This window comes from Micromonospora sp. DT46 (assembly GCF_049841735.1).
GTDB lineage: Bacteria > Actinomycetota > Actinomycetes > Mycobacteriales > Micromonosporaceae > Micromonospora > Micromonospora reichwaldensis.
In genome coordinates, this window is record NZ_JBNCKW010000010.1 from 41,564 (window position 1) to 62,807 (window position 21,244).

The following is a 21,244-nucleotide window of genomic DNA, read 5'->3' on the forward strand; positions in this document are numbered from 1 at the left end:
AGAGGAAGGCTCAAGGGTATGACTCTCATCCGGACGACCAGGTTCACGGCCGAGCCGGCCGACGCCGACACCGTGCTGGCGCGGCGCGCGAAGCTCCTCGAGGCGATCCGGGCGGCGTACGACGGCCCGACCGAGACCCGACTGGTCCGCGTCGACGAGCGGACCTGGGTGGACATGTGGCGGTGGGACTCGCCCGAGACCCTGCGGGCGGCGCTCGCGGGCGCCCCGGGCCTGCCGGAGGCCGCCGCGGCGTTCGCCGTCGCCCGCGACGTCACCGCCGAGCAGGGCGACCTGGTCGACGAGGACGTCTGGGCCCGATGACGTCCTCAAGCCACCTGGCCGTCGAAGCCTCGGGCCTGGTGAAGACCTTCGGCGCGACGCGGGCCGTCGACGGCATCGACCTGAGCATCCCCGCCGGCTCGGTGTACGGGTTCCTCGGTCCCAACGGCGCCGGCAAGACGACCACCATCCGCATGCTGGCCACGCTGCTGCGCCCCGACGCGGGCACCGCATCGGTGTTCGGCCACGACGTGGTCCGCGACGCCGTCGCGGTACGCGACCGGATCGGCCTGACCGGCCAGTACGCCTCGCTCGACGAGGGCCTCACCGCCCGCGAGAACCTCGTCCTGCTCGGCCGGCTGCACGGCCACCGCCCGGGGGACGCCGCGAGCCGGGCCGAGGAACTGCTGGCCGCGTTCGCCCTGGCCGGGGCGGCCGACCGGCTGGTCAGGACGTACTCCGGCGGCATGCGGCGCCGGCTGGACATCGCCGCCGGCCTCGTCGTGACGCCCGACCTGCTGTTCCTGGACGAACCCACCACCGGGCTCGACCCGCGCAGCCGCAGCGACGTGTGGGGCGTCGTGCGGGCGCTCGTCGCCGAGGGCACCACGGTCCTGCTGACCACCCAGTACCTCGACGAGGCGGACCAGTTGGCCGACCGCATCGCCGTCATCGACCACGGCGCCGTCGTCGCCGAGGGCGCCAGCAGCGAACTCAAGGCGTCGGTCGGCGGCGGGACGCTGCACGTGCGGCTGGCCGACCCGGACGACCGGGTCACCGCCGACCGGCTGCTGACCGAGGCGCTCGGCGGGCCCGTGACGCCGGCCCCCGATCTCGCGGCCCTGACCGTCCAGGTGCCGACGGACACCGGTGCGGCGCTACGCGCGCTGACCGAGCTGGCACGGGCCCGGATCGCGGTGACCGAGTTCGGTCTCGGGCAGCCGAGCCTGGACGAGGTGTTCCTGGCGCTGACGGGCCACCCGAGCACCGTGGACGCGGCCGCGAGGGGGAAGACCGGATGACCGCGCCCGTCGCCGTCGCCGCCGCCCGGCCGTCGCCCGGGGCGCTCGCCAGGCGTCCACGTCCTGCCCGGGCGGGCACGCTGAGCACCTGCCTGACGTTCGGCCGACGGGCCCTGCTGAAGATCAGGCGTACCCCTGTCCAACTCTTCGACGTCGCCGTCCATCCGGTGGTGTTCACCGTGATGTTCACGTACCTGTTCGGCGGCGCGGTCGGCGGCTCGACCGGCAGGTACGTCGGCTACCTGGTCCCGGGGATCCTCGTCATGACGCTCCTGGTGACCACCGCCACCACCGGTGCCGCTCTGAGCGTCGACGTCGCCAGCGGCGTCTACGACCGGTTCCGCACGCTCTCGATCCGGCCCGTCGCCCCGCTCGTCGGGGCCCTCCTCGGCGACGTGGTGCGCTACCTGCTCGCCTCGGCGGTGGTCGTGGGGCTCGGCCTCGCGCTCGGTTTCCGCCCGGGCGGCGGCGTCGTCGGTGTGGCCGCCGCCGTGCTGCTCGTCGTGGCCTTCAGCGTGAGCCTGTCCTGGGTGTGGACGGCGCTGGCGTTGCTCATGCGCTCGCCGGGTGCCGTGCTCGGGGTGACCCAGGCCGTGCTGTATCCGCTCTCCTTCTTCAGCAACGTCTTCATCACCCCGGCGACCCTGCCCGGGCCGCTGCGCGCCTTCGTCGACGTCAACCCGGTCACCCACCTGGTGACCGCCGCCCGGGAACTCATGGCCGGGGCCCTGCCCGGCCGGCAGATCGGCTGGATCCTCGTCGCCTGCGTCGCCCTGACGGCGGTCTTCGCGCCACTGTCGGTACGCCTGCTCCGCACCAGATGATCCGCGCGGGCGAGAACGCCGCACGGTCTGCGGCGTTCTCTCCCGCGCGCCAACCCGAACCGGAAGGCCGTCGATGACCGACCCGAAGAAGACCGACGAGTGTCTCGCGACCGGGGCGACGATCCCCGTGACCCCGATCGGGCGGGTTCACAACGGGCGGGTGGACCCGGGCGAGTCGGACCACTGGGGCGACGTGGTGAGCACCATCGTGGTCGAGCCGCGCTTCGGGGAGGCATGTCTCACCGGGCTCGCCGACTTCTCCCACGTGGAGGCGGTCTTCTTCTTCGACCGCCTCGCCGAACGGGAGGACTACCGGCCGCTGTCGCGGCCTCGCGGCCGGGTCGACCTGCCCGAGGTCGGGGTGTTCGCCGACCGCGGTCCGCGACGGCCCAACCGGATCGGCTGCACCGTCTGCGAAGTCGTCTCGGCAGGCGGCCGAAAGCTGCGGGTACGCGGGCTGGACGCGGTCGACGGCACGCCGGTCCTCGACGTCAAGCCGGTGATGCGGCAGTTCCTCCCGGAAGGTGTCCGGCAACCGGAGTGGGTCGACCGCCTGATGGCGGAGTACTTCGGCGGCCAGCCCGAGCCGCCGACGGGCACCGAAACCCCGGGGCACGCCGGGACGGTGCTGCGCTAGGGTGCGGGCATGAGGCCGTTCCAGGGCGTTCTGCCCCCGCCGCGCTCCTGACCGGAGCGCCCCACCACCGGTCGCGTCCCCGCGTGCGGCGACTGCGGCCGGTCCTCCGCACGGCGGCCCGCCTGACCGGGGCCGCAGAACCCAGGTGGTAACGCCTGCCTCTTCTTCGTCGTGCGTGCGCTCCGACAGACGTCGTCCCCTGTCAGCGTCTCGATCCGCCCTGGAGCGCACCTGTGTCCCGAACGTCTCTGTCTGGCCCCTCCGCGTCCCCGTCCATTCCGCACCCGCGCCGCGGCCCGGCCGGCGTACGCCGAGGGCTGCTGTACGTCACCGGCGCCGCCGTGCTCTGGGGCACCACCGGCGTCGCCGTGCAGCTCGTCCGCGAGTCCACCACGCTCACCCCGACGGCCATCGGGTTCCACCGTCTCGCCATCGGCGCGCTGGTGCTGGTCGCCCTGCTCGCGCGCCGCCTCGGGCCGGTGCTCGCGGCGCTGCGGTCGGAACCGGTCGCCCTCGTCGGCGTCGGGATCGGGCTCGGGGGCTACCAGGCGTTGTACTTCCTCGCCGTCGCGTCGGGCGGCGTCGGGGTGGCCACGGTGGTCAGCCTGGGGCTCGCCCCGGTCCTCATCTTCGGCTGGGAGTCGCTGCGCGCGCGGCGGCTGCCCGGGCGGACGATGCTGGGTGCCCTGGTGGCGGGCGTCCTCGGCCTCGTGCTGATCACGGTGTCGGTCGGGGAGCCGGGCACGACCGCGCCGCGGCCGCTGCTCGGGCTGCTCGCGGCGTTCGGCTCGGGGGTGGGCTACGCCGCCAGCACGGTGCTGAGCCGGCACGCCGCACAGCGCGTCGCGCCGATGACGCTCACCACCGTGTCGGCGGCGGTCGGCGCGTTGGCGCTGGCCCCGATCGCGCTGGCCGAGGGGGTCGGCGTCCCGGCCCGGCTCGCGCCGATCGGCCTGCTGCTCCACCTCGGGGTGGTCACCACGGCGGTGGCGTACGCCCTGTTCTACGCCGGGTTGCGCAGCATCACCGGCAGCGCCGCCGCGCTGGCCACGCTGGCGGAGCCGCTCACCGCCGTGCTGCTCGCGGGCTGGATCGTGGGTGAGTCGCTGCCCGTGCCGGTGCTCGTCGGGGGAGTGCTCCTGCTCGGTGCGGTGACCGTCGTCCACCTCTCTCCTGGTAAGTAACCATGCTGCTTGCGATCCTTACCTAGCCGTGCCAGGATCGGCGGCGATGAGCCAATCCGTCGCCTTTGAAACCCGCGCCGTCGCGCCCCGCCGGATCGCCGCGCTGGCCCTGCCGGCGCTGGTGGTGCTGGCCGCCGAACCCATCTACGTGCTCGTGGACACGGCGGTGGTGGGGCACCTCGGCCGGGTGCCGCTGGCCGCCCTCGCCGTCGGCGGCACGGTGCTGACGCTCATCGCCTGGCTCGGCACGGTGGTCGCGTACGGCACCACGGGGCGGTCGGCCCGACGGTTCGGGGCGGGCGACCGGGCGTCCGCCGTCGCCGAGGGCGTGCAGGCGTCCTGGTTGGCCCTCGGGGTGGGGGTGCTGGTCGCGCTCGGCATGCAGATCGGCGGCGGGGCGTTGGCGCGTACCCTCGCCGGAGGCCCCGGCGAGGTGGCCGACGCCGCCGCGCAGTGGCTGCGGGTCGCGGCGCTCGGCGCGCCCGGGCTCCTGCTCGCCGCCGCCGGCAACGGCTGGCTGCGCGGCGTGCAGGACATGCGCCGCCCGCTGATGTTCGTGCTCGGCCCGAACGTGCTCTCCGCCGTGCTCTGCCCGGTGCTGGTCTACCCGGCCGGGCTCGGACTGGTCGGCTCCGCCGTGGCCAACGTGATCGCGCAGAGCATCGGCGGGGTGCTCTTCGCCGGGGCGCTGGTCGCCGAACGGGTCTCGCTGCGCCCCCGCCCGAGGCTGATCGGGCAGCAGTTGGCGCTCAGCCGGGACCTGCTGATCCGGGGCGTCGCGTTCCAGGCCAGCTTCCTCTCCGCCACCGCCGTCGCCGCCCGCTTCGGGGCCGCCGCCGTCGGCGCGCACCAGATCGCCCTGCAACTGTGGTTCTTCACCGCCCTGGTGCTCGACGCGCTCGCCATCGCCGCCCAGTCCCTGATCGGCGCCGCCCTCGGGGCCGGCGAGGACGCCGCGGCCCGGCACCTGGCCCGCCGGATCGCGCTGCTCGGCGGCGCCTGCGGCGTGGCGTTCGCCGTGCTCGTCGCCGCCGGCGCCGGCGTGGTCCCCGGCTGGTTCAGCTCCGATCCGCAGGTACGCGAGCAGGCCATGCTCGCCTGGCCGTGGTTCGTGGCGATGCTGCCGCTGGCCGGTGTCGTGTTCGCCCTCGACGGCGTGCTGATCGGCGCGGGCGACGTCCGCTACCTGCGCAACCTCACCCTCCTGGCCGCGCTCGGCGGCTTCCTGCCCGCCATCTGGCTGGCGTACGGGCTCGACCTCGGCCTCGGCGGCATCTGGGCGGGCCTCACGCTCTTCGTGGTGCTCCGGCTGGTGGCCCTGCTGCTGCGGCTGCGCTCCGGGGCCTGGGCCGTGGTCGGCGCGGTGCGCTGAGCCTCAGCACCTCGAGGTGGACGCCATCGGGGCGGCCAGGTCGAAGAAGTCGCCCGGATCACCACCCGGCACGCGAGGGCCGTGCAGGTCCGGCAGCCACTGCATCACGTTCACCCAGCCGTCGCGCAGCCAGGCGCAGTCGGCGTTCCAGGTGACGGCTTTCGCGGACGCCAACCAGAGCCCTCGGGACGACGCCGGAACGTCCTTCGGGTGCGGCACCTGCCAGACCACCCGGTCCCGGACCGCCACCAGGCCGGCGCCGGCCGGCGCCCGGCGCATCACGTCGAACGGGTACGCCCAGACGAACTCGGTGGTCACCTCCAGCAGGCGGACTCCGGCCACCGTCCTGGCGCGGTGGCTGATCCGTCCCTGCGCGCGGATGTCGTACTCCCAGTCCGCCTGGGATCCGATCCTCGTGGCGACGTGCAGGAAACGCGAGTTGTCGAAGTGCGGCCGCATCTCCGCGCGGGAGTCTGGCGCCAGCAGGCCGAGGAAGGGTTCGGTGTCGCCGACCAGCATCGCGGTCTCCAGCCGGCTCTCGATGAGCGCCTTCCGTACCGAGTCGAGCGCGGCGCGTACCTGGACCTTGTCGAACGGACCCTGGGCGGTGGCCGCAGGCAGGACGATCGCCTTCTCCCGGAGGGCGAAGGACGCCGCCGGGGTGCCGGCGAAGAGATCGCGTGGGGTGCCGACGGCGCTGATCGGCTCGGGCATCGCGCTCGCGCTCGGTGCGACGGTCGCCGTGCGACGCCAGTCGGCCACCTGAACGACCATCCAGCCGGCCGCGACGATCATCAGCAGCGCCAGTGCGAACGCGAGGCCGACTGCCAGCGGGCCGTTGTGCCGGGCCTGGAAGAAGCGCACCCGGTCCAGCCCGGTCGGCTGGTGTTCCGGCCCCGGCGACCGCATCCAGTCGGGCAGCCGCACCGGCTCGGCCTCGGCGAACAGGACCTCTCGCCGCCCCTCGGCCGCACTGGCGGGAGGCTGCTGGTCGGCGGCCGGCGGCCCGTCGGCGGCGGAGGGGCGTTCGGCCGGCGGCGCCTGATCGGCGGTCCCGGGAGTGCCGGCGTGCGGGTCGGTGTGCATCGGGTCCGCCTCAGAGCGTGTCGCGCAGGGTCAGGTAGAGCCAGTAGAAGAGCCCGGCGACCAGGGCGAACGTCGCCGTCGCGGTGACGAGGAACACGACCACCGAGATCATCGGGCGGGACTCGGTAAGCCTGTCGCGGTCCCGCCACCGCCACAGCGACCGCCGGGCCGCACGCAGCACGGGCAGCCGCTCGACGAGGTCGGTGACGCGACGGCCGAGGGTCCGTCGCGGTGGTGTGGGGTTACGCATCCAGTCCGGGAGGTCGACCCGGGCGTGGTGGTCGTGCGCGCGTCGTGTGTCGGGCGTCATGAGTGCTCCGGTCCGGGTCAGCAGGTGTCTGCGACGTCCAGCGAACGATCGGGGTCGAACACCGCGTCCGGGTCCTCCGTGTCGACCGGAAGGCCGTAGCTCGGGGCGCCGAGATCCAGCAGACCCTTGTCGAACTTCGCGCAGTCCATGTTCGAGGCGTACGAGTCCGCCTCCCAGAGCCAGAGCCCGACGCCCGCCTTCGCGACGTCGTCGGGATGCGGCACGTGCCAGACGACGGTGTCGTGGACGACCACCACACCGGCGCCCGGAGTGGGGTCGAGGGTGCGGAACGCGTACGCCCAGACGAAGTTGGTGGTGATCTCCAGCACCCGGATGCCGTCGCTGTCCCGGGTCGCCCGGTAGGTGACCCGTCCCTTGACCCGGGGCTGGTCGGCGGTCAGCCGGGCACCCGGGGCCAGCCGGGTCGCGTACGTGGCGAAGGAGTCGTCACGGAAGTCGGCTCGCATGCTCGAGCGGGTCGCGGGAGCGAACATCCGCACGAACCGGTCCAGCTCCCCGCCGGCCAGGAACTTCCGGTCCAGCCGGGCGAGCAGCATCGCCGCGCGGACGTCCGCGAGGGCCGCCGCCACCTCGGTGGCGCTGAACGCACCTGTCCGCCGGGCGGGCGGCAGCGTGATCCCGGCCGCCCCCTTGGCGAAGGCCGCCGCCGGGGTGCCCGCGAAGTTGTCGGCGGGCGATGCGGGCGTGGCGGGCTTCGTGTCGCTCGTCGCGGAGACGCCCGGTGGCGGGCTGGTCGTCGGGTAGCCGCGCGGCGTCTCCCCGGCCCGTCGCCACAGGTCGAACCACCCCACGCCGAGCAGGAGTACGAGGACCAGTCCGCCCCCGACCACGGCGGTGACCGCCCGGGTGTGCTCCTCCCAGAACAGGCGGAGCCGTTCCAGGGCGCCGACCGGATGCTCCTCGGCCGGCTGGCGCAGCCACTCCGGAACCTGCCCCGGCTCGTCGCCGGACGCCAGGGGAGCCGGCCGGCTCGGCGGGGACGGCTCGTCCACCGGTGGGGGACTGGTCATCGGCATGTCCTTGGTGAACGGTCCGTCGAGGGCGCATGATCTTCGCACCCGGGCCGCCCGGGACGTGATCCCGTACGCCCCCGCCGCCGTGATCCCGCCCGAGTGGCTGACGGCACATCGGCCGACCATCGGAGGCGGCCTCCGCCGCCGCGCGGAGCGGCGAGCGGCTCCGGTGCCGCTGCGGACGTACGGCGGCGGCGGGGCGTCCGGCCCGGTCTGGCAGGCTTGGGTGTCGTGAGCACAGACGGTCTGATCGTGGTCGACAAGCCCGGCGGCATGACGTCGCACGACGTGGTGGCGCGCATCCGCCGGTTGGCGCGCACCCGCCGGGTGGGGCACGGCGGCACCCTCGACCCGATGGCCACCGGCGTCCTGGTGATCGGGGTCGGCCGGGCCACCCGCCTGCTCACCTACGTGATCGGCGCGCACAAGAGCTACACGGCCACCGTCCGGCTCGGCCAGGCCACCGTCACCGACGACGCCGAGGGCGACGTGATCGCCACCACCCCGGCCGGCCAGGTCACCGACGAGGCGGTCCGGGCGGCCCTGGCCGCGCAGACCGGGGAGATCGACCAGGTGCCGAGCGCGGTCAGCGCCATCAAGGTCGACGGGCAGCGGGCGTACAAGCGGGTGCGCGAGGGGGAGAGCGTCGAGCTGCCCGCCCGCCGGGTCACCGTGTCCCGGCTGGAGCTGCTGGCGGTACGCCGCGACGCGCCCGACGTCGTCGACGTGGACATCGACGTGACCTGCTCCTCCGGCACGTACATCCGGGCGATCGCCCGGGACGCGGGCCTGGCGCTCGGGGTGGGCGGGCACCTGACGGCGCTGCGCCGTACCGCCGTCGGGAACTTCGCCCTCGCGGAGGCCGCCACCCTCGACCAGCTGGAGCAGCGCGCCCCAGAGGTGGTGAACCTACCGCTGGCGGCGGCGGCCGACCGGTTCTTCCCGCGCCGCGACGCCGGCGCCGACGAGGCGAAGGTGCTCTCCCACGGCGGTCCGCTCGACCCGGTGGGAATCGCCGGCCCCTACGCGGTCTTCGGCCCCGACGGCGGGCTGATCGCTATCGTCAGCGAGCGGGACGGCCGGGCCCGCGCGGAGATCGTGCTCGCCCCCGCCTGACGGGAGCGAGGGACGGCGGCCGGTGCGGGCCGCCGCGGAGGCAGGGGAGGAGCGGCATGCAGCGGTGGCGGGGGTACGACGCGGCGCCCGGCGGCTGGGGGCGGTCGGTCGTCACCATCGGCGTCTTCGACGGTGTGCACAAGGGACACCAGGCGACCATCGGGCACGCCGTGTCCCGGGCCCGCGAGCTGGGCGTGCAGTCGGTGGTGGTCACCTTCGACCCGCACCCGGCCGAGGTGGTGCGCCCCGGTTCGCACCCGGCGGTGCTCACCGAGACCGCCCGCAAGGCCGAGCTGATCGAGGCGCTCGGCGTGGACGTCCTCTGCGTGGTGCCGTTCACCCCGGAGTTCTCCCGGCTGCCCGCCGAGGCGTTCGTGCACGACATCCTGGTCGAGCACCTGCACGCCGCGCTGGTCGTGGTGGGCGACAACTTCCGCTTCGGGCACAAGGCCGCCGGCGACGTGGCGCTGCTGGAGCGGCTCGGGCGCACGTTCGGCTTCGCCGTGGAGGGCGCCCCGCTGGTCGCCGAGGCGGGCACGGTCTACTCCTCCACGTACATCCGCTCCTGCGTCGACGCGGGGGACGTGACGGCGGCGGCCGCCGCGCTCGGCCGCCCGCACCGGGTGGAGGGCGTGGTGGTGCGCGGCGACCAGCGCGGCCGCGAGCTGGGCTTCCCCACGGCCAACCTGCTCTGCCACCGGTACGCGGCGGTGCCCGCCGACGGCGTCTACGCCGCCCGGCTGGTGCGCCGGGGCCACGCCGAGCCCCTGGCGGCGGCGGTGTCGGTGGGCACCAACCCGACCTTCTCCGGCCGGGAGCGGCGGGTGGAGGCGTACGTGCTCGACTTCACCGGCGACCTCTACGGCGAGCGGCTGGCGCTGGACTTCGTGGCGCACCTGCGCGGGCAGATCCGCTACGACGCGATCGAGCCGCTGATCGCCCAGATGAACCAGGACGTCGAGCGGACCCGGCGCGTGCTCGGCTGACCGCGTCGCGGCCCTTGACAGGCCGCCGCCCGGCAGGGCTGGTAGTCTGGCGGGGACGTCGGCTGACCGACGTGGGGCCTCGCGTGCCTGCACGACGCCGCGGGTGCGAGGTACCGGTCCGTTTCCGGTCCACTGACCGATCCGACGGACATCATCGAACAACCCACGAAACAGGGAGAACATGGCGCTCGACCAGGAAGCCAAGGCCAAGATCCGCGCGGAGTACGCGACCGCCGACGGCGACACCGGTTCGCCGGAGGTGCAGGTCGCGGTCCTCACCAAGCGGATCGCCGAGCTGACGGAGCACCTGAAGGTGCACAAGCACGACCACCACAGCCGCCGTGGGCTGCTGCTGCTGGTCGGCCGCCGCCGTCGGCTGCTCAACTACGTCCAGAAGAAGGACATCAACCGCTACCGGTCGCTCATCGAGCGGCTCGGTCTGCGCCGGTGACGTGACGGGGGAGTGGCCCGACCGGGCCGCTCCCCCGCTTCGCCGCCACACGAAAACCGGGCCGCGCGACCACCTGAAAAGGGAGCCGGTCAGCGTACCGGTCTCCGGTAGTGGCCCCCGGACACCCCGGCCTCGCGCCGGCCATCCGGGCGCTTCGATCGAAGACCGGCCGTCTGAGCAGCTCCCCGCGTCGTGGGCCCCCGATGCGAAGGAGCACGACAGCACCATGACCGAGACCAACCTCGGCACCGAATCCCGCACCGCCGTGATCGACAACGGGTCCTTCGGCACCCGTGAGATCACCTTCTCCACCGGCCGGCTGGCCCGTCAGGCCGCCGGCTCCGTCGTCGCCCAGCTCGGCGAGACGGTCGTCCTCTCCGCCACCACCGCCGGCAAGCAGCCGAAGGAGCAGTTCGACTTCTTCCCGCTGACCGTCGACGTCGAGGAGCGGATGTACGCCGCGGGCCGCATCCCCGGCTCGTTCTTCCGCCGCGAGGGCCGCCCCAGCGAGGACGCGATCCTCACCTGCCGGCTGATCGACCGGCCGCTGCGCCCGTCGTTCGTCAAGGGCCTGCGCAACGAGGTCCAGGTCGTCGAGACCATCCTCGCGCTCGACCCGCAGCACCCCTACGACGTCGTGGCGATCAACGCCGCCTCGATGTCGACCAAGCTCTCCGGCCTGCCGTTCTCCGGCCCGATCGGGGCGACCCGGGTCGCGCACATCGACGGCCAGTGGGTCGCCTTCCCGACCCTGGAGGAGCTGGCCCGGGCCACCTTCGACATGGTCGTGGCCGGCCGCTCGCTTCCGGACGGCGACGTCGCGATCATGATGGTCGAGGCCGAGGCGACGCCGCACGCCGTGACCCTGATCGCGGGCGGCGCGACCGCGCCGACCGAGGAGATCGTGGCCAGCGGCCTGGAGGCCGCGAAGCCGGCGATCCGTGAGCTGTGCCGCGCGCAGAGCGAGCTGGCCGAGGTGGCCGCCAAGCCCGTCGCCGAGTTCCCGGTGTTCCTGGACTACCAGGACGACGTCTACGAGGCGGTGGCCGACCTGGCCCGCGCCGAGGTCGCCGAGGCCCTCCAGATCGCCGGCAAGGCCGACCGCGAGGAGGCCCTCGACCGCATCAAGGCCAAGGTCGCCGAGGAGCTCGGCGGTCGCTTCGAGGGCCGCGAGAAGGAGCTCAGCGCCGCCTTCCGGTCGCTCACCAAGTCCGAGGTGCGCAACCGGGTGCTGCGCGAGCAGGTCCGCATCGACGGCCGCGGCCCGCGCGACATCCGCCCGCTGACCGCCGAGGTCGGCGTGCTGCCCCGGGTGCACGGCTCGGCGCTGTTCGAGCGTGGCGAGACCCAGATCCTGGGCGTCACCACGCTGAACATGCTGCGCATGGAGCAGATGGTGGACACCCTGTCCCCGGAGAACCGCAAGCGCTACATGCACAACTACAACTTCCCGCCGTACTCGACCGGTGAGACCGGCCGGGTCGGCTCGCCGAAGCGGCGCGAGATCGGCCACGGCGCGCTCGCCGAGCGGGCGCTGATCCCGGTGCTGCCGTCGCGCGAGGAGTTCCCGTACGCCATCCGGCAGGTCTCCGAGGCGCTCGGCTCCAACGGCTCCACCTCGATGGGCTCGGTCTGCGCCTCGACGCTGGGCCTGCTCTCCGCCGGTGTGCCGCTGAAGGCGCCGGTGGCCGGCATCGCCATGGGGCTCATCTCGGACGAGGTGGACGGCAAGACCGAGTACGTGACGCTGACCGACATCCTCGGTGCCGAGGACGCGTTCGGCGACATGGACTTCAAGGTCGCCGGCACGCCGGAGTTCGTCACCGCGCTCCAGCTCGACACCAAGCTCAACGGCATCCCGTCTGACGTGCTGGCCGCCGCGCTGCAGCAGGCGTACGAGGCCCGGCAGACCATCCTCGGCGTGATGCAGGCGGCGATCGAGGCCCCGGCCGAGATGTCGGAGTACGCCCCGCGGGTCACCACCGTCAAGATCCCGGTCGACAAGATCGGCATGGTGATCGGCCCGAAGGGGCAGACCATCAACGCGATCCAGGACGAGACCGGCGCCGAGATCTCCATCGAGGACGACGGCACGATCTACGTCGGCGCCACCAACGGCCCGTCGGCCCAGGCGGCGGTGGACCGGATCAACGGCATCGCCAACCCGACGCTGCCGAAGGCCGGGGAGCGCTTCCTCGGCACGGTGGTCAAGACCGCCGCGTTCGGCGCGTTCATCTCGCTGCTGCCGGGCCGCGACGGCCTGCTGCACATCTCCAAGGTGGGCGACGGCAAGCGGGTCGAGAAGGTCGAGGACTTCCTCAACGTCGGCGACCGGGTCGAGGTCGAGATCGCGGACATCGACGCCCGCGGCAAGATCTACCTGGACAAGGTCCGCCCGGAGGGCGCCGAGGCGCCGGCCGCCGGCGAGGCCGCTGGCGGCGAGCGTCCGGCCGGCCGGGACCGGGACGACCGGGCTCCGCGCGACCGGGGCGACCGTGAGCGCGGCGGCGACCGGGGCGGTCGTGGCCCGGGCGGCGGCGAGCGCGGCGAGGGCGGCGGCGAGGGTGGCGAGGGCGGCGAGCGTCCGCGCCGCCGCACCCGGCGCAGCTGACGCACCGCACCATCGCATCACCCACCCCTCGTCGATCTGGGAGCAACACGTGAGTCGGGCCGTCAGCGCGCCGTTTCCGCCGGATCGACGGGGGGTGGCGTCCGCGCCGGGCCCCGCAGGGGCCGCGCACCGGGGCACCGGGACGGCCCGCTCCGGCGGCGCCTCCCGGGCGGTGACCCGCACCATCAGCGACGACCCGCTGGGCGGCACGGTACGCCGTACCGTGCTGCCCAGCGGGCTGCGCGTGCTCACCGAGGCGATCCCGGCGATGCGCAGCGTCTCGTTCGGCGTCTGGGTCGCGGTCGGCTCGCGCGACGAGACGGGCCCGCAGGCCGGCGCGGCGCACTTCCTGGAGCACCTGCTCTTCAAGGGCACCAACAAGCGCAGCGCGCTTGAGATCTCCGCGGAGATCGAGGCGGTGGGCGGCGAGACCAACGCCTTCACCACCAAGGAATACACCTGCTACTACGCCCGCGTGCTGGACGAGGACCTGCCGCTGGCCATCGACGTCATGTGCGACGCGGTCGCCGACTCGCTGCTCGAGCCGGCCGACGTGGAGACCGAGCGGGGCGTGATCCTCGAAGAGATCGCCATGCACGACGACGAGCCCGGCGACGAGGTGCACGACCTCTTCGCCCGTGCCGCCTACGGCGACCACCCGCTGGGTCGGCTGATCTCCGGCACCGAGGAGACCGTCACGCCGATGACCCGGCGGCAGATCCAGGGCTTCTACCGCCGCCACTACACCCCGCCGCGGATCGTCGTCGCCGCCGCCGGCAACCTCGACCACGCCACGGTGGTCAAGCTGGTCCGCCAGGCGCTGCGCGGCACCCCGCTGGACACCGACCCGGCGACGCCCGCGCCGCACCGGTCGGCCACCCCGGCCGTACGCACGAAGCCCGCCACCACGCTGGTGGAGCCGAAGGAGACCGAGCAGGCGCACGTCATCCTCGGCTGCCCCGGCATCGACCGGCTCGACGAGCGGCGCTTCGCGCTCGGCGTGCTCAACAACATCCTCGGCGGCGGCATGTCGAGCCGGCTGTTCCAGGAGATCCGCGAGCGGCGCGGCCTCGCCTACTCGGTCTACTCCTACGCCAGCCAGTACGCCGACAGCGGCCTCTTCGCCGTCTACGCCGGCTGCGCCCCGGGCAAGGTCGACGAGGTGCTGGAGCTGACCCGGACCGAACTGGCCCGGGTGGCCGCCGACGGCCTGACCGAGGCCGAGGTGGCCCGCGGCAAGGGGATGAGCAAGGGCTCGTTCGTGCTGGGGCTGGAGGACACGGGCTCGCGGATGAGCCGGCTGGCCAAGGGTGAGCTGCTCTACGGCCACCTGATGCCGGTCGACGAGCTGCTCGCCCGGGTCGACGCGGTCACCGTGGCGGACGTCAACACCCTGGCCGCCGAGCTGCTGAGCCGGCCGATGTCGCTGGCCGTGGTCGGCCCGTTCGGCGCGAACGACTTCGCCGCGCGCTGACCCGTCCCGCACTCCTGCCCGGCGCCCCGGATGCGCACGTCCCGGCGGCTGACGGTCCGCCCGGATGCCCACGTCCCGGCGGCTGACGGTCCGCCCGGATACGCGCGTCCCGATTGGGATAGGTTGTGCCCCGTGACTGACGAGCAGGAGAAGAGCCCGGACGAGCTGATCCGGGTCGGCGTGCTGGGCGCCCGGGGCCGGATGGGCGTCGAGGTGTGCCGGGCCGTGGACGCCGCCGCCGACATGGAGCTGGTGGCCATGGTCGACGAGGGCGACGGCCTGTTCGCCGCGTCCGACGCCGGGGCCGAGGTGGTCGTCGACTTCACCACCCCCGACGTCGTCATGGACCACCTGCACTGGTGCATCGACCAGGGCATCAACGCGGTGGTCGGCACCACCGGCTTCACCGAGCAGCGGCTGGAGCGGGTGCGTGGCTGGCTGGCCCACAAGCCCGGGGTGGGTGTGGTGATCGCCCCCAACTTCGGCATCGGCGCGGTGCTGATGATGCAGTTCGCCGCCCGCGCCGCCCGGCACTTCGAGTCGGTCGAGATCGTCGAGCAGCACCATCCCCGCAAGCTGGACGCCCCCAGCGGCACCGCCACGCACACCGCGCGGCTGGTCGCGGCCGCGCGCGCCGAGGCCGGGCTCGGACCGGTGCCGGACGCCACCAAGGACGAGGTCGCGGGCGCCCGGGGCGCCGACATCGACGGGGTACGCGTGCACGCCGTGCGCGCCACCGGCCTCGTCGCCCACCAGGAGGTGCTCTTCGGCACCGTGGGGGAGACGTTGACCATCCGGCACGACTCGTACGACCGGGTCTCGTTCATGCCCGGCGTGCTGCTGGCCGTCCGCGCGGTCCGCACCCGGCCCGGGCTGACCGTCGGCCTGGACGCCCTGCTCGACTGACGGGCAAACTCTTTGCGGCGTATCCGGACGATCCCTAGGATGCCCGGATGATCAATTCTGGACTCTCCGACCGGGCCGGGCGTCAGGTGACCCTGCGCCCGGTGGACGACGACAACTGGCGGGCGGTGGCCGACGTCGCCCCGCGCGACGACCAGCGCGGGTGGGTGGCGGCGCTGGCCGCCCGCTACCTGCTGCTGACCATGCGCTCCGACGTGTGGACCTCACTGGCGGTGTACGCGGACGAGACCGTCGTCGGGCACGTCATGTGGGGCGTCGACGACGACGGGTCCCGGTGGATCGGTGGCATGGTGGTCGACGCTGCCGAACAGGAGCGGGGCGTCGGGCGGGCGGTCGTGCGCACCCTGGCCGCGTGGCTGGGCGCCCAGGACGGCGGTCACCCCGTCCGGCTCTCCTACCACCCCGACAACACCCAGGCCGCCCGCCTCTACACGAGCCTCGGCTTCGTGCCCACCGGGGCGATGGAGGACGAGGAACTGGTCGTCGAGCTCGTTGCGCCCGCCCAGGGCTCGCCGCGCGCCTGACCGGGTCAGCCTTCCTGGATCACCGACAGGATGTTGCCGGCCGGGTCGGTGAACCACGCGATCGTCGGCCCGTTGCCGCGCATGACGCCCTTGTCGTCCTGGGGCATCCCGGGGTAGTGCGCGAACCGCACCCCGCGCGCGGTCAGCTCGTCGACGGCCCGGTCGACGTCGTCGACGGGGAAGTTGAGCACCGTGTGGGCCGCGGGGGTGTGGTCCGCCTTCGGGTAGACCATCACGTCCCGGCCCCCGGCGAGGTGCAACGTCAGCAGGCCGCCCATGGCGTCGTCGCGCGACACCCGCAGGCCGAGCGTGTCGGCGTAGAACCGTTCGGCCCGGCCGGGGTCGTCCACCGAGAAACTGCTCCACGCCATCGTGTCCGCGAACATGTCGATGCCTCCCTCTCGTGGACGCCGCCACCACGACCATGGGGTCACGGTAGGCGACACCCCCGACAGTGTCCGGCGGATCGCCGGCACCGGCGGGCCGGAAAGCGCGGCCCGGTGCGATCCGGGTCGTGACCGTCGGGCCAGGTCAGTCCCCGGGCGTCGCCGGTGTCGGTGACGACGCACCCGGCGTCAGATCCGGGAGCGTCGCCTCGGTGGGCGTCGCGTCCGCCGGATCCGCGTCCCCCGGCACCGCCACGTGCAGCCGCACCTGCGGGACGAGCATGTCCTCCACGTCCAGCGCGCGGGCCGCGCCGTCGAGCTCCCAGCCGGTGCTGGTGAGGAACTTCCGGGTCGCCGCGTCGCCGTCGAAGGCCCAGGCCAGCGCGCGGGTGAACCCGTCGGCACGCCACAGGTCGACGGTCGCGGCGAGCAGCCGGCTGCCGTGCCCCCGCCGGCCCCAGCGCGGCTCCACCAGCAGGTCCGTCACCGCGGCGACGTCCGGCCCGAGGACCTCCGCCGGCTCACCCGGGGCGAGCGCCTCGGCGTCGGCCGGACCGGAGGCGGCGAACCCCACCAGATAGGATTGCTCGGCCTGTTCGACGGCGACCAGCACCCGATGGGCGCCGGAGGGCGGCTCCTGCACGGCCGCGCTCCACCGCCTGGCGAGCCACGCCTCGTCCAGGTTGTCGAGCACGTGCCGGGGCAGGATCCGGCGATAGGCGACCCGCCAGGTCGCGAGTTGGATGCGTGCGATCTCGCCGGCGTCTTCCGGACGCGCCGGGCGGACGTACCCGAGAGCCATGGGACCGAAGCCTACGCAGGGCGAGGGAGGCGATGGTGGCGCAGGGTCCCCCACGGACCGTCCGGCAGGTCGTCGGCGTCGTCACGCTCGCCGTCGCGGTGACCGCCTTCCTGTCCGTCGCGGCCGTCCGGCACGGCTTCTTCGACCTCAAGGTCTACTACGGCGCGCTGACCTGGTGGGTGCACGACGGCGGGGAGATCTACGACTTCCTCAAGCCCGGCACCCAGTACGGCTTCACGTACCCGCCCTTCGCCGCCCTGGTCATGCTGCCGATGGCGTACCTGCCGTGGTGGGCGGCGATCGCGGTGAGCGTGGCCGCCAGCGTGGTGGTCACCGCCGTGCTGTTCTGGTGGCTGATCGACCCGGTCTCCCGCCGCTCCGGCTGGACCCGCTGGTTCGCCCTCGCCGTGGCGCTCTGCCTGGCCGCCGCGTACGAGCCGATGCGCGAGACAATCAACTTCGGCCAGGTCAACATGCTGCTGCTCTTCCTGGTCGCGATCGACCTGCTCCGGCTGCTGCCGGCCGGCAACCGCTGGGCGGGCGTGGGCATCGGCCTGGCCACCGCGATCAAGCTGACCCCGGGCATCTTCATCGTCTACCTGCTGGTCACCCGCCGCTGGCGCGCCGCGGTCACCTCGATGGCCACCGCGGCCAGTGTGACGCTGCTGGCCGCCGCGCTCTTTCCCGACGCCTCGCGGGAGTTCTGGACGGAGGCGCTGTGGAACACCGGCCGGGTGGGTGAGCTGGCGTTCGTCTCCAACCAGTCGCTGCGCGGCGTGGTCGCCCGGCTCAACCCGGAACATCCGAGCACCCTGGCCTGGCTGGCGCTGGTGCTCGCCACGCTGGCGCTGTGGGCCTGGCGCTCCCGTGCCGCCGTGGCCGCCGGCGACGAGGCGACCGGCCTGGCGCTGACGGGCGCGGTGATGTGCCTGGTCAGCCCGGTCACCTGGGTGCACCACCTGGTCTGGCTGCTGCCCGCGCTGATCCTGCTGGTCGACAACGGGATGGCCGCGCCCGCCGGCAGCCGCCGGCGCCGCGTCCTGCTGGGCGCCGCGATCGTCGGGTACGGCTTCCTGATCAGCCGGATCGTCTGGGCCTGGGAGAAGGACTTCACCGGGCTCGACGGCTTCCTCGGCAGCAACACCTACGTCTGGATCAGTCTGGCGCTGCTGGCGTTCCTGCCGGTCCGGCGGGTGGGCGACACCGACCCGGTCGACCGGCCCCGGGAGAGGCCCGCCGGGTCAGCCGTCGAGGCGGCCGGCGTACCGCAGCTCGACCAGCCCGACCGGCGGGCGCCCGCCGGCCAGCGGCACCGGGTAGGTCGACCGCTCACCGTCCGGTGACAACCCGGCCCGCTCGTAGAACCGGCGGGCCCGGTGGTTGGCCTCCAGGACCCAGAGCCGGTAGTCCGACCAGCCCCGGGCGACCAGCCCGTCGCGCGCCGCGGCCAGCAGCGCCCGCGCCGTGCCGTCGCCCCAGCGGGTCGGCTCGACGTACATCGCCACGACCTCGCCGTGCGCGGCGTCGAGGTCGCCACGGTCCTGGTTGTTGCGGTACGGGCCGAACGTGGTGAACCCGGCCAGCCTCTCGTCGACCTCGGCGAGCAGGGTGGTGAACGGGTGTTCCGGGTCGGCGGTGCCGAGGTCCCGGCGGCGCTGCGCCCAGGCCGTGACGTTGAGCCGCCGGAGCACCTCCTCGGGCATGATCCCGGCGTAGCCGGCCTGCCAGCCGTGGATGTGCACCCGGGCGACCGCCTCGGCGTCGTCGGGCTCCTCGCGGCGGATCGTGAGCATGCGTCCGTTCTATGCCCCGGCGGGTGACGGGTCCAGCGTCCGCACCGGTGTCGTACCTGTGGATTAGGGTCCCGACGATGGCCGCACCGGAATCGCTCTCGCTCGCCCAGGCACGTCGGGTGGCGCTCGCCGCCCAGGGCTTCGCCGATCCCGCGCCCACGGGCGTGCCCACCCGCCGGCACCTGCGTCGGGTGCTCGACCGGGTCGGGCTGATCCAGATGGACTCGGTGAACGTGCTGCAACGGGCGCACTACCTGCCGCTCTACAGCCGGCTCGGGCCCTACCCGACCGCGTTGCTCGACGACGCCGCCTACCGCCGCCCGCGGGAGCTGTTCGAATACTGGGGCCACGAGGCGTCGCTGGTGCCCGTCGGGCTGCATCCGGCGCTGCGCTGGCGGATGGCCCGGGCCCGCTCGGAGTCCTGGGGCGGGATGCGGCGGATCGCCCAGGAGCAGCCCGACCTGGTCGCCTGGGTCCGCGACGAGGTGGCCGCCCGGGGGCCGCTCACGGCCGCCGAGATCGAGCACGACGCGCCCCGGGAGACCGGCAACTGGGGGTGGAACTGGTCGGCGGTCAAGCGGGCGCTGGAGTTCCTGTTCTGGGCGGGGGAGGTGACGGCCGCCGACCGCACCACGTCGTTCGCGCGCCGCTACGACCTGCCGGAGCGGGTGCTGCCGGCCGCCGTGCTCGACGCGCCGACGCCGACCGACGCGGAGGCCCACCGCGCGCTGGTGGGCATCGCCGCGCGGTCGCTCGGGGTGGCCGCGGAGCCGGAGCTGCGCGACTACTTCCGGCTGCCGGTGGCGGGGGCCCGGCAGGCCATCGCCGAACTGGTCGAGGCGGGCGAGTTGCTGCCGGTCGCCGTGCAGGGCTGGCGGCGGCCCGCCTGGCTGCACGCCGGGGCGCGGCTGCCCCGCTGGGTGCGCGGCAACACCCTGGTCAGCCCGTTCGACCCGGTGGTCTGGGAGCGGGCCCGCACCGAGCGGCTCTTCGACTTCAGCTACCGCATCGAGATCTACGTGCCGGCGCCGCAGCGGGTGCACGGCTACTACGTGCTGCCGTTCCTGCAGGGGGAGCGGTTCACCGCCCGGGTCGACCTGAAGGCCGACCGGAAGGCCCGTGTGCTGCTGGTGCCGGCTGCCTGGGGCGAGCCGGGCGTCGACCGGGGCGAGACCGCGCTGGCGCTGGCCGCCGAGCTGCACCGCCTCGCCGGCTGGCTGGGCCTGGACGCGGTGGCTCCGCCCGCCGCCGGCGACCTGGCCGCCCCGCTGGCCGCGGCGCTGGCGGGCGTGGCCGGTGTACGGTGAGCGACGTGACGAGCGTTGACGGACCGGCCTCCCCGCCGCATCCGCAGACGGGTGGGCTCGACGCCCCGCCCCAGGCGGGCCCGGCCGCACCGGCCGACGGGCGGCCCACGGACCAGGCGCCGCCCCACCCGGGTCCGCCCTATCCGCCCCACCCGGGTGCGCCCCATCCGGATCAGCCCTGCCCCGGGGCGGCCTATCCGGGTTCGCCCTATCCGGGGGCGGCGGCCTACCCCGTCGCCGAGCCGGACCGGCTCACCCGCTTCGTCGTCCGCCTCTACGAGCGCTCCCCGCGCTGGGCGGTGCCGCTGGCCGCGCTCGGCTGTGTCGCCGCCGGCATCGGCTACGCGCTGATCAGCGACCCCACCCGCTCGGCGCCCGACGCCGCGCCGACCTGCCTGCTCAAGCTCACCACGGGGCTGGACTGCCCGGGCTGCGGCGGCACCCGCGCGCTCTGGTACGTGCTGCACGCCGACCTGCCGGCCGCCGCCCGGCACCACTTCCTCTTCGTCTTCGCGCTGCCCTTCCTGGCCTATCTCTTCGTCGCGTGGGCGGGCCGGCAGGCGTTCGGCTGGCGCCTGCCCGAGCTGCGGATCAGCTCCCGGGTGATCGGCGTCTTCCTGGCCGCCTGGCTGGCCTTCACGATCCTGCGCAACCTGCCCTGGGCACCCTTCACCTCCCTCTACGTCTGAGCCCAGCCGGCCGCCCTGCCCGCGTCACCGGCCGCTCGCCCTGCCTGCGTCGCCGGCCGCGCCGGGCGTCACCGTAGGAGGCCGGGACGCCTCAGCCGTCTCGGGGTGTGCGTCCTGTCGAGCTGAGTCGTTTACGACATCACGCCGCCAAGGCCCTTCGCTCTGCGGTCGGGCCGATTGGCGGCGGGTGTGGCCGGTCGTGGTGCGCGCTGAGGCCGCACTCGGTCGGGCTTGCCGGCGGCGGGGCGTCCGACCGAGGTCGCTCCCGAGCGCCCGCGGTCGGCCCGGCGTTTCCACGACTCGTCGCTGCTCGCCGATGTCGTGAACGATTCAGCTCGACAGCGCGCGGGAGGGGACGCCGGCCGGCCGTGCGCCAGGCCCGGCGTCCGACAGCGGAACGATGCGCGCCCCGCGTGTTCGATCACCCGGCCGC

The 21,244-nt window shown here is 74.1% G+C and carries 21 protein-coding genes and 1 pseudogene; 16 read left to right on the forward strand and 6 right to left on the reverse strand.

All coding sequences use genetic code 11. The features are described from left to right. Window positions 1-18 precede the first annotated feature (18 nt). The 6 genes from ACLQ20_RS25800 to ACLQ20_RS25825 all read left to right on the forward strand — a co-directional run bounded on the left by ACLQ20_RS25800 (window position 19) and on the right by ACLQ20_RS25825 (window position 5,318). Window positions 19-321 (forward strand): hypothetical protein, encoded by a 303-nt coding sequence (locus tag ACLQ20_RS25800; protein ID WP_151454672.1) that lies wholly within the window; start codon window positions 19-21, stop codon window positions 319-321. Next, on the forward strand, window positions 318-1,301 hold the full coding sequence (locus ACLQ20_RS25805; protein ID WP_425857925.1) for an ATP-binding cassette domain-containing protein: 984 nt from the start codon (window positions 318-320) through the stop codon (window positions 1,299-1,301). Before ACLQ20_RS25800 ends, ACLQ20_RS25805 begins: the two co-directional genes overlap by 4 nt. Beyond that, window positions 1,298-2,125: an ABC transporter permease gene (locus tag ACLQ20_RS25810; RefSeq protein WP_151454670.1), complete on the forward strand. Its 828-nt coding sequence runs from the start codon at window positions 1,298-1,300 to the stop codon at window positions 2,123-2,125. The genes ACLQ20_RS25805 and ACLQ20_RS25810 overlap by 4 nt, the downstream gene beginning before the upstream one ends. 73 nt (window positions 2,126-2,198) lie before the next feature. After that, the gene (locus tag ACLQ20_RS25815; protein WP_425857926.1) at window positions 2,199-2,762 is read left to right on the forward strand and encodes an SAM-dependent methyltransferase; all 564 of its coding nucleotides are present in this window, start codon (window positions 2,199-2,201) and stop codon (window positions 2,760-2,762) included. 233 nt (window positions 2,763-2,995) lie between these two features. Then, window positions 2,996-3,946 (forward strand): DMT family transporter, encoded by a 951-nt coding sequence (locus tag ACLQ20_RS25820; protein WP_327030813.1) that lies wholly within the window; start codon window positions 2,996-2,998, stop codon window positions 3,944-3,946. A 46-nt stretch (window positions 3,947-3,992) separates the two neighbouring features. Further along, on the forward strand, window positions 3,993-5,318 hold the full coding sequence (locus tag ACLQ20_RS25825; RefSeq protein ID WP_425857927.1) for an MATE family efflux transporter: 1,326 nt from the start codon (window positions 3,993-3,995) through the stop codon (window positions 5,316-5,318). 3 nt (window positions 5,319-5,321) lie between these two features. On the opposite strand, the gene ACLQ20_RS25830 is transcribed toward ACLQ20_RS25825, so the two are convergent. From ACLQ20_RS25830 to ACLQ20_RS25840, 3 genes are read right to left on the reverse strand one after another with little or no spacing between them, the layout of a single operon-like run. Next, window positions 5,322-6,404, reverse strand: coding sequence for a hypothetical protein (locus tag ACLQ20_RS25830; protein WP_425857928.1), 1,083 nt, complete (start codon window positions 6,402-6,404; stop codon window positions 5,322-5,324). A gap of 10 nt (window positions 6,405-6,414) precedes the next feature. Continuing rightward, a complete protein-coding gene (locus ACLQ20_RS25835) occupies window positions 6,415-6,714 on the reverse strand; it encodes a hypothetical protein (RefSeq protein WP_151454666.1) in 300 nt (99 codons plus the stop codon). A 17-nt stretch (window positions 6,715-6,731) separates the two neighbouring features. After that, entirely contained in the window at window positions 6,732-7,745 is a 1,014-nt protein-coding gene (locus ACLQ20_RS25840; protein ID WP_327030816.1) for a hypothetical protein, read from the reverse strand. A gap of 234 nt (window positions 7,746-7,979) precedes the next feature. On the opposite strand from ACLQ20_RS25840, the gene truB reads away from it, so the two are divergent. The 7 genes from truB to ACLQ20_RS25875 all read left to right on the forward strand — a co-directional run bounded on the left by truB (window position 7,980) and on the right by ACLQ20_RS25875 (window position 15,834). After that, window positions 7,980-8,864 carry a tRNA pseudouridine(55) synthase TruB gene (truB, locus tag ACLQ20_RS25845; protein ID WP_327030817.1) on the forward strand — a complete coding sequence of 295 codons (885 nt, stop codon included), beginning with the start codon at window positions 7,980-7,982 and terminating at the stop codon, window positions 8,862-8,864. A 56-nt stretch (window positions 8,865-8,920) separates the two neighbouring features. After that, window positions 8,921-9,850, forward strand: a complete 930-nt coding sequence (locus ACLQ20_RS25850) for a bifunctional riboflavin kinase/FAD synthetase (RefSeq protein WP_132232840.1) — start codon at window positions 8,921-8,923, stop codon at window positions 9,848-9,850. Window positions 9,851-10,031: 181 nt separating this feature from the next. Further along, a complete protein-coding gene (gene rpsO, locus ACLQ20_RS25855; protein WP_121396038.1) occupies window positions 10,032-10,301 on the forward strand; it encodes a 30S ribosomal protein S15 in 270 nt (89 codons plus the stop codon). Window positions 10,302-10,527: 226 nt separating this feature from the next. After that, the gene (locus tag ACLQ20_RS25860; protein WP_327030818.1) at window positions 10,528-12,912 is read left to right on the forward strand and encodes a polyribonucleotide nucleotidyltransferase; all 2,385 of its coding nucleotides are present in this window, start codon (window positions 10,528-10,530) and stop codon (window positions 12,910-12,912) included. Between the two features lie 49 nt (window positions 12,913-12,961). Next, window positions 12,962-14,386, forward strand: coding sequence for a M16 family metallopeptidase (locus ACLQ20_RS25865; RefSeq protein WP_327030819.1), 1,425 nt, complete (start codon window positions 12,962-12,964; stop codon window positions 14,384-14,386). A 132-nt stretch (window positions 14,387-14,518) separates the two neighbouring features. Beyond that, window positions 14,519-15,292 (forward strand): 4-hydroxy-tetrahydrodipicolinate reductase, encoded by a 774-nt coding sequence (gene dapB, locus ACLQ20_RS25870; RefSeq protein ID WP_151454661.1) that lies wholly within the window; start codon window positions 14,519-14,521, stop codon window positions 15,290-15,292. Window positions 15,293-15,339: 47 nt separating this feature from the next. Further along, window positions 15,340-15,834: a GNAT family N-acetyltransferase gene (locus ACLQ20_RS25875; protein WP_327030820.1), complete on the forward strand. Its 495-nt coding sequence runs from the start codon at window positions 15,340-15,342 to the stop codon at window positions 15,832-15,834. 5 nt (window positions 15,835-15,839) lie between these two features. Here the strand turns inward: ACLQ20_RS25875 and ACLQ20_RS25880 are convergent, their stop codons facing one another. Then, on the reverse strand, window positions 15,840-16,220 hold the full coding sequence (locus ACLQ20_RS25880) for a VOC family protein (RefSeq protein ID WP_151454659.1): 381 nt from the start codon (window positions 16,218-16,220) through the stop codon (window positions 15,840-15,842). A gap of 229 nt (window positions 16,221-16,449) precedes the next feature. Continuing rightward, window positions 16,450-17,022, reverse strand: a pseudogene (locus ACLQ20_RS25885) (GNAT family N-acetyltransferase); the annotation flags it as partial. A gap of 35 nt (window positions 17,023-17,057) precedes the next feature. On the opposite strand from ACLQ20_RS25885, the gene ACLQ20_RS25890 reads away from it, so the two are divergent. After that, window positions 17,058-18,365: a glycosyltransferase 87 family protein gene (locus tag ACLQ20_RS25890; RefSeq protein WP_151454658.1), complete on the forward strand. Its 1,308-nt coding sequence runs from the start codon at window positions 17,058-17,060 to the stop codon at window positions 18,363-18,365. Here ACLQ20_RS25890 and ACLQ20_RS25895 read toward each other — a convergent pair. Then, entirely contained in the window at window positions 18,264-18,815 is a 552-nt protein-coding gene (locus ACLQ20_RS25895) for a GNAT family N-acetyltransferase (RefSeq protein WP_151454657.1), read from the reverse strand. The two genes, ACLQ20_RS25890 and ACLQ20_RS25895, sit on opposite strands and share 102 nt — an antisense overlap. Before the next feature lie 77 nt (window positions 18,816-18,892). Between ACLQ20_RS25895 and ACLQ20_RS25900 the strand changes: the two genes are divergently transcribed. Further along, the gene (locus ACLQ20_RS25900; RefSeq protein ID WP_151454656.1) at window positions 18,893-20,122 is read left to right on the forward strand and encodes a winged helix-turn-helix domain-containing protein; all 1,230 of its coding nucleotides are present in this window, start codon (window positions 18,893-18,895) and stop codon (window positions 20,120-20,122) included. Beyond that, window positions 20,119-20,811: a DUF2752 domain-containing protein gene (locus tag ACLQ20_RS25905; RefSeq protein ID WP_425857929.1), complete on the forward strand. Its 693-nt coding sequence runs from the start codon at window positions 20,119-20,121 to the stop codon at window positions 20,809-20,811. Before ACLQ20_RS25900 ends, ACLQ20_RS25905 begins: the two co-directional genes overlap by 4 nt. The last annotated feature ends 433 nt before the right edge of the window (window positions 20,812-21,244 follow it).

Excerpts from the sequence above, each read along its gene's own strand:
- ACLQ20_RS25800 (WP_151454672.1), top strand. The coding sequence starts at position 19 with ATGACTCTCATCCGGACGACCAGGTTCACGGCCGAGCCGGCCGACGCC.
- ACLQ20_RS25805 (WP_425857925.1), top strand. The coding sequence starts at position 318 with ATGACGTCCTCAAGCCACCTGGCCGTCGAAGCCTCGGGCCTGGTGAAG.
- ACLQ20_RS25810 (WP_151454670.1), top strand. The coding sequence starts at position 1,298 with ATGACCGCGCCCGTCGCCGTCGCCGCCGCCCGGCCGTCGCCCGGGGCG.
- ACLQ20_RS25815 (WP_425857926.1), top strand. The coding sequence starts at position 2,199 with ATGACCGACCCGAAGAAGACCGACGAGTGTCTCGCGACCGGGGCGACG.
- ACLQ20_RS25825 (WP_425857927.1), top strand. The coding sequence starts at position 3,993 with ATGAGCCAATCCGTCGCCTTTGAAACCCGCGCCGTCGCGCCCCGCCGG.
- ACLQ20_RS25830 (WP_425857928.1), bottom strand. The coding sequence starts at position 6,404 with ATGCACACCGACCCGCACGCCGGCACTCCCGGGACCGCCGATCAGGCG.
- ACLQ20_RS25835 (WP_151454666.1), bottom strand. The coding sequence starts at position 6,714 with ATGACGCCCGACACACGACGCGCGCACGACCACCACGCCCGGGTCGAC.
- ACLQ20_RS25840 (WP_327030816.1), bottom strand. The coding sequence starts at position 7,745 with ATGACCAGTCCCCCACCGGTGGACGAGCCGTCCCCGCCGAGCCGGCCG.
- ACLQ20_RS25850 (WP_132232840.1), top strand. The coding sequence starts at position 8,921 with ATGCAGCGGTGGCGGGGGTACGACGCGGCGCCCGGCGGCTGGGGGCGG.
- rpsO (WP_121396038.1), top strand. The coding sequence starts at position 10,032 with ATGGCGCTCGACCAGGAAGCCAAGGCCAAGATCCGCGCGGAGTACGCG.
- ACLQ20_RS25860 (WP_327030818.1), top strand. The coding sequence starts at position 10,528 with ATGACCGAGACCAACCTCGGCACCGAATCCCGCACCGCCGTGATCGAC.
- ACLQ20_RS25875 (WP_327030820.1), top strand. The coding sequence starts at position 15,340 with ATGATCAATTCTGGACTCTCCGACCGGGCCGGGCGTCAGGTGACCCTG.
- ACLQ20_RS25880 (WP_151454659.1), bottom strand. The coding sequence starts at position 16,220 with ATGTTCGCGGACACGATGGCGTGGAGCAGTTTCTCGGTGGACGACCCC.
- ACLQ20_RS25895 (WP_151454657.1), bottom strand. The coding sequence starts at position 18,815 with ATGCTCACGATCCGCCGCGAGGAGCCCGACGACGCCGAGGCGGTCGCC.
- ACLQ20_RS25900 (WP_151454656.1), top strand. The coding sequence starts at position 18,893 with ATGGCCGCACCGGAATCGCTCTCGCTCGCCCAGGCACGTCGGGTGGCG.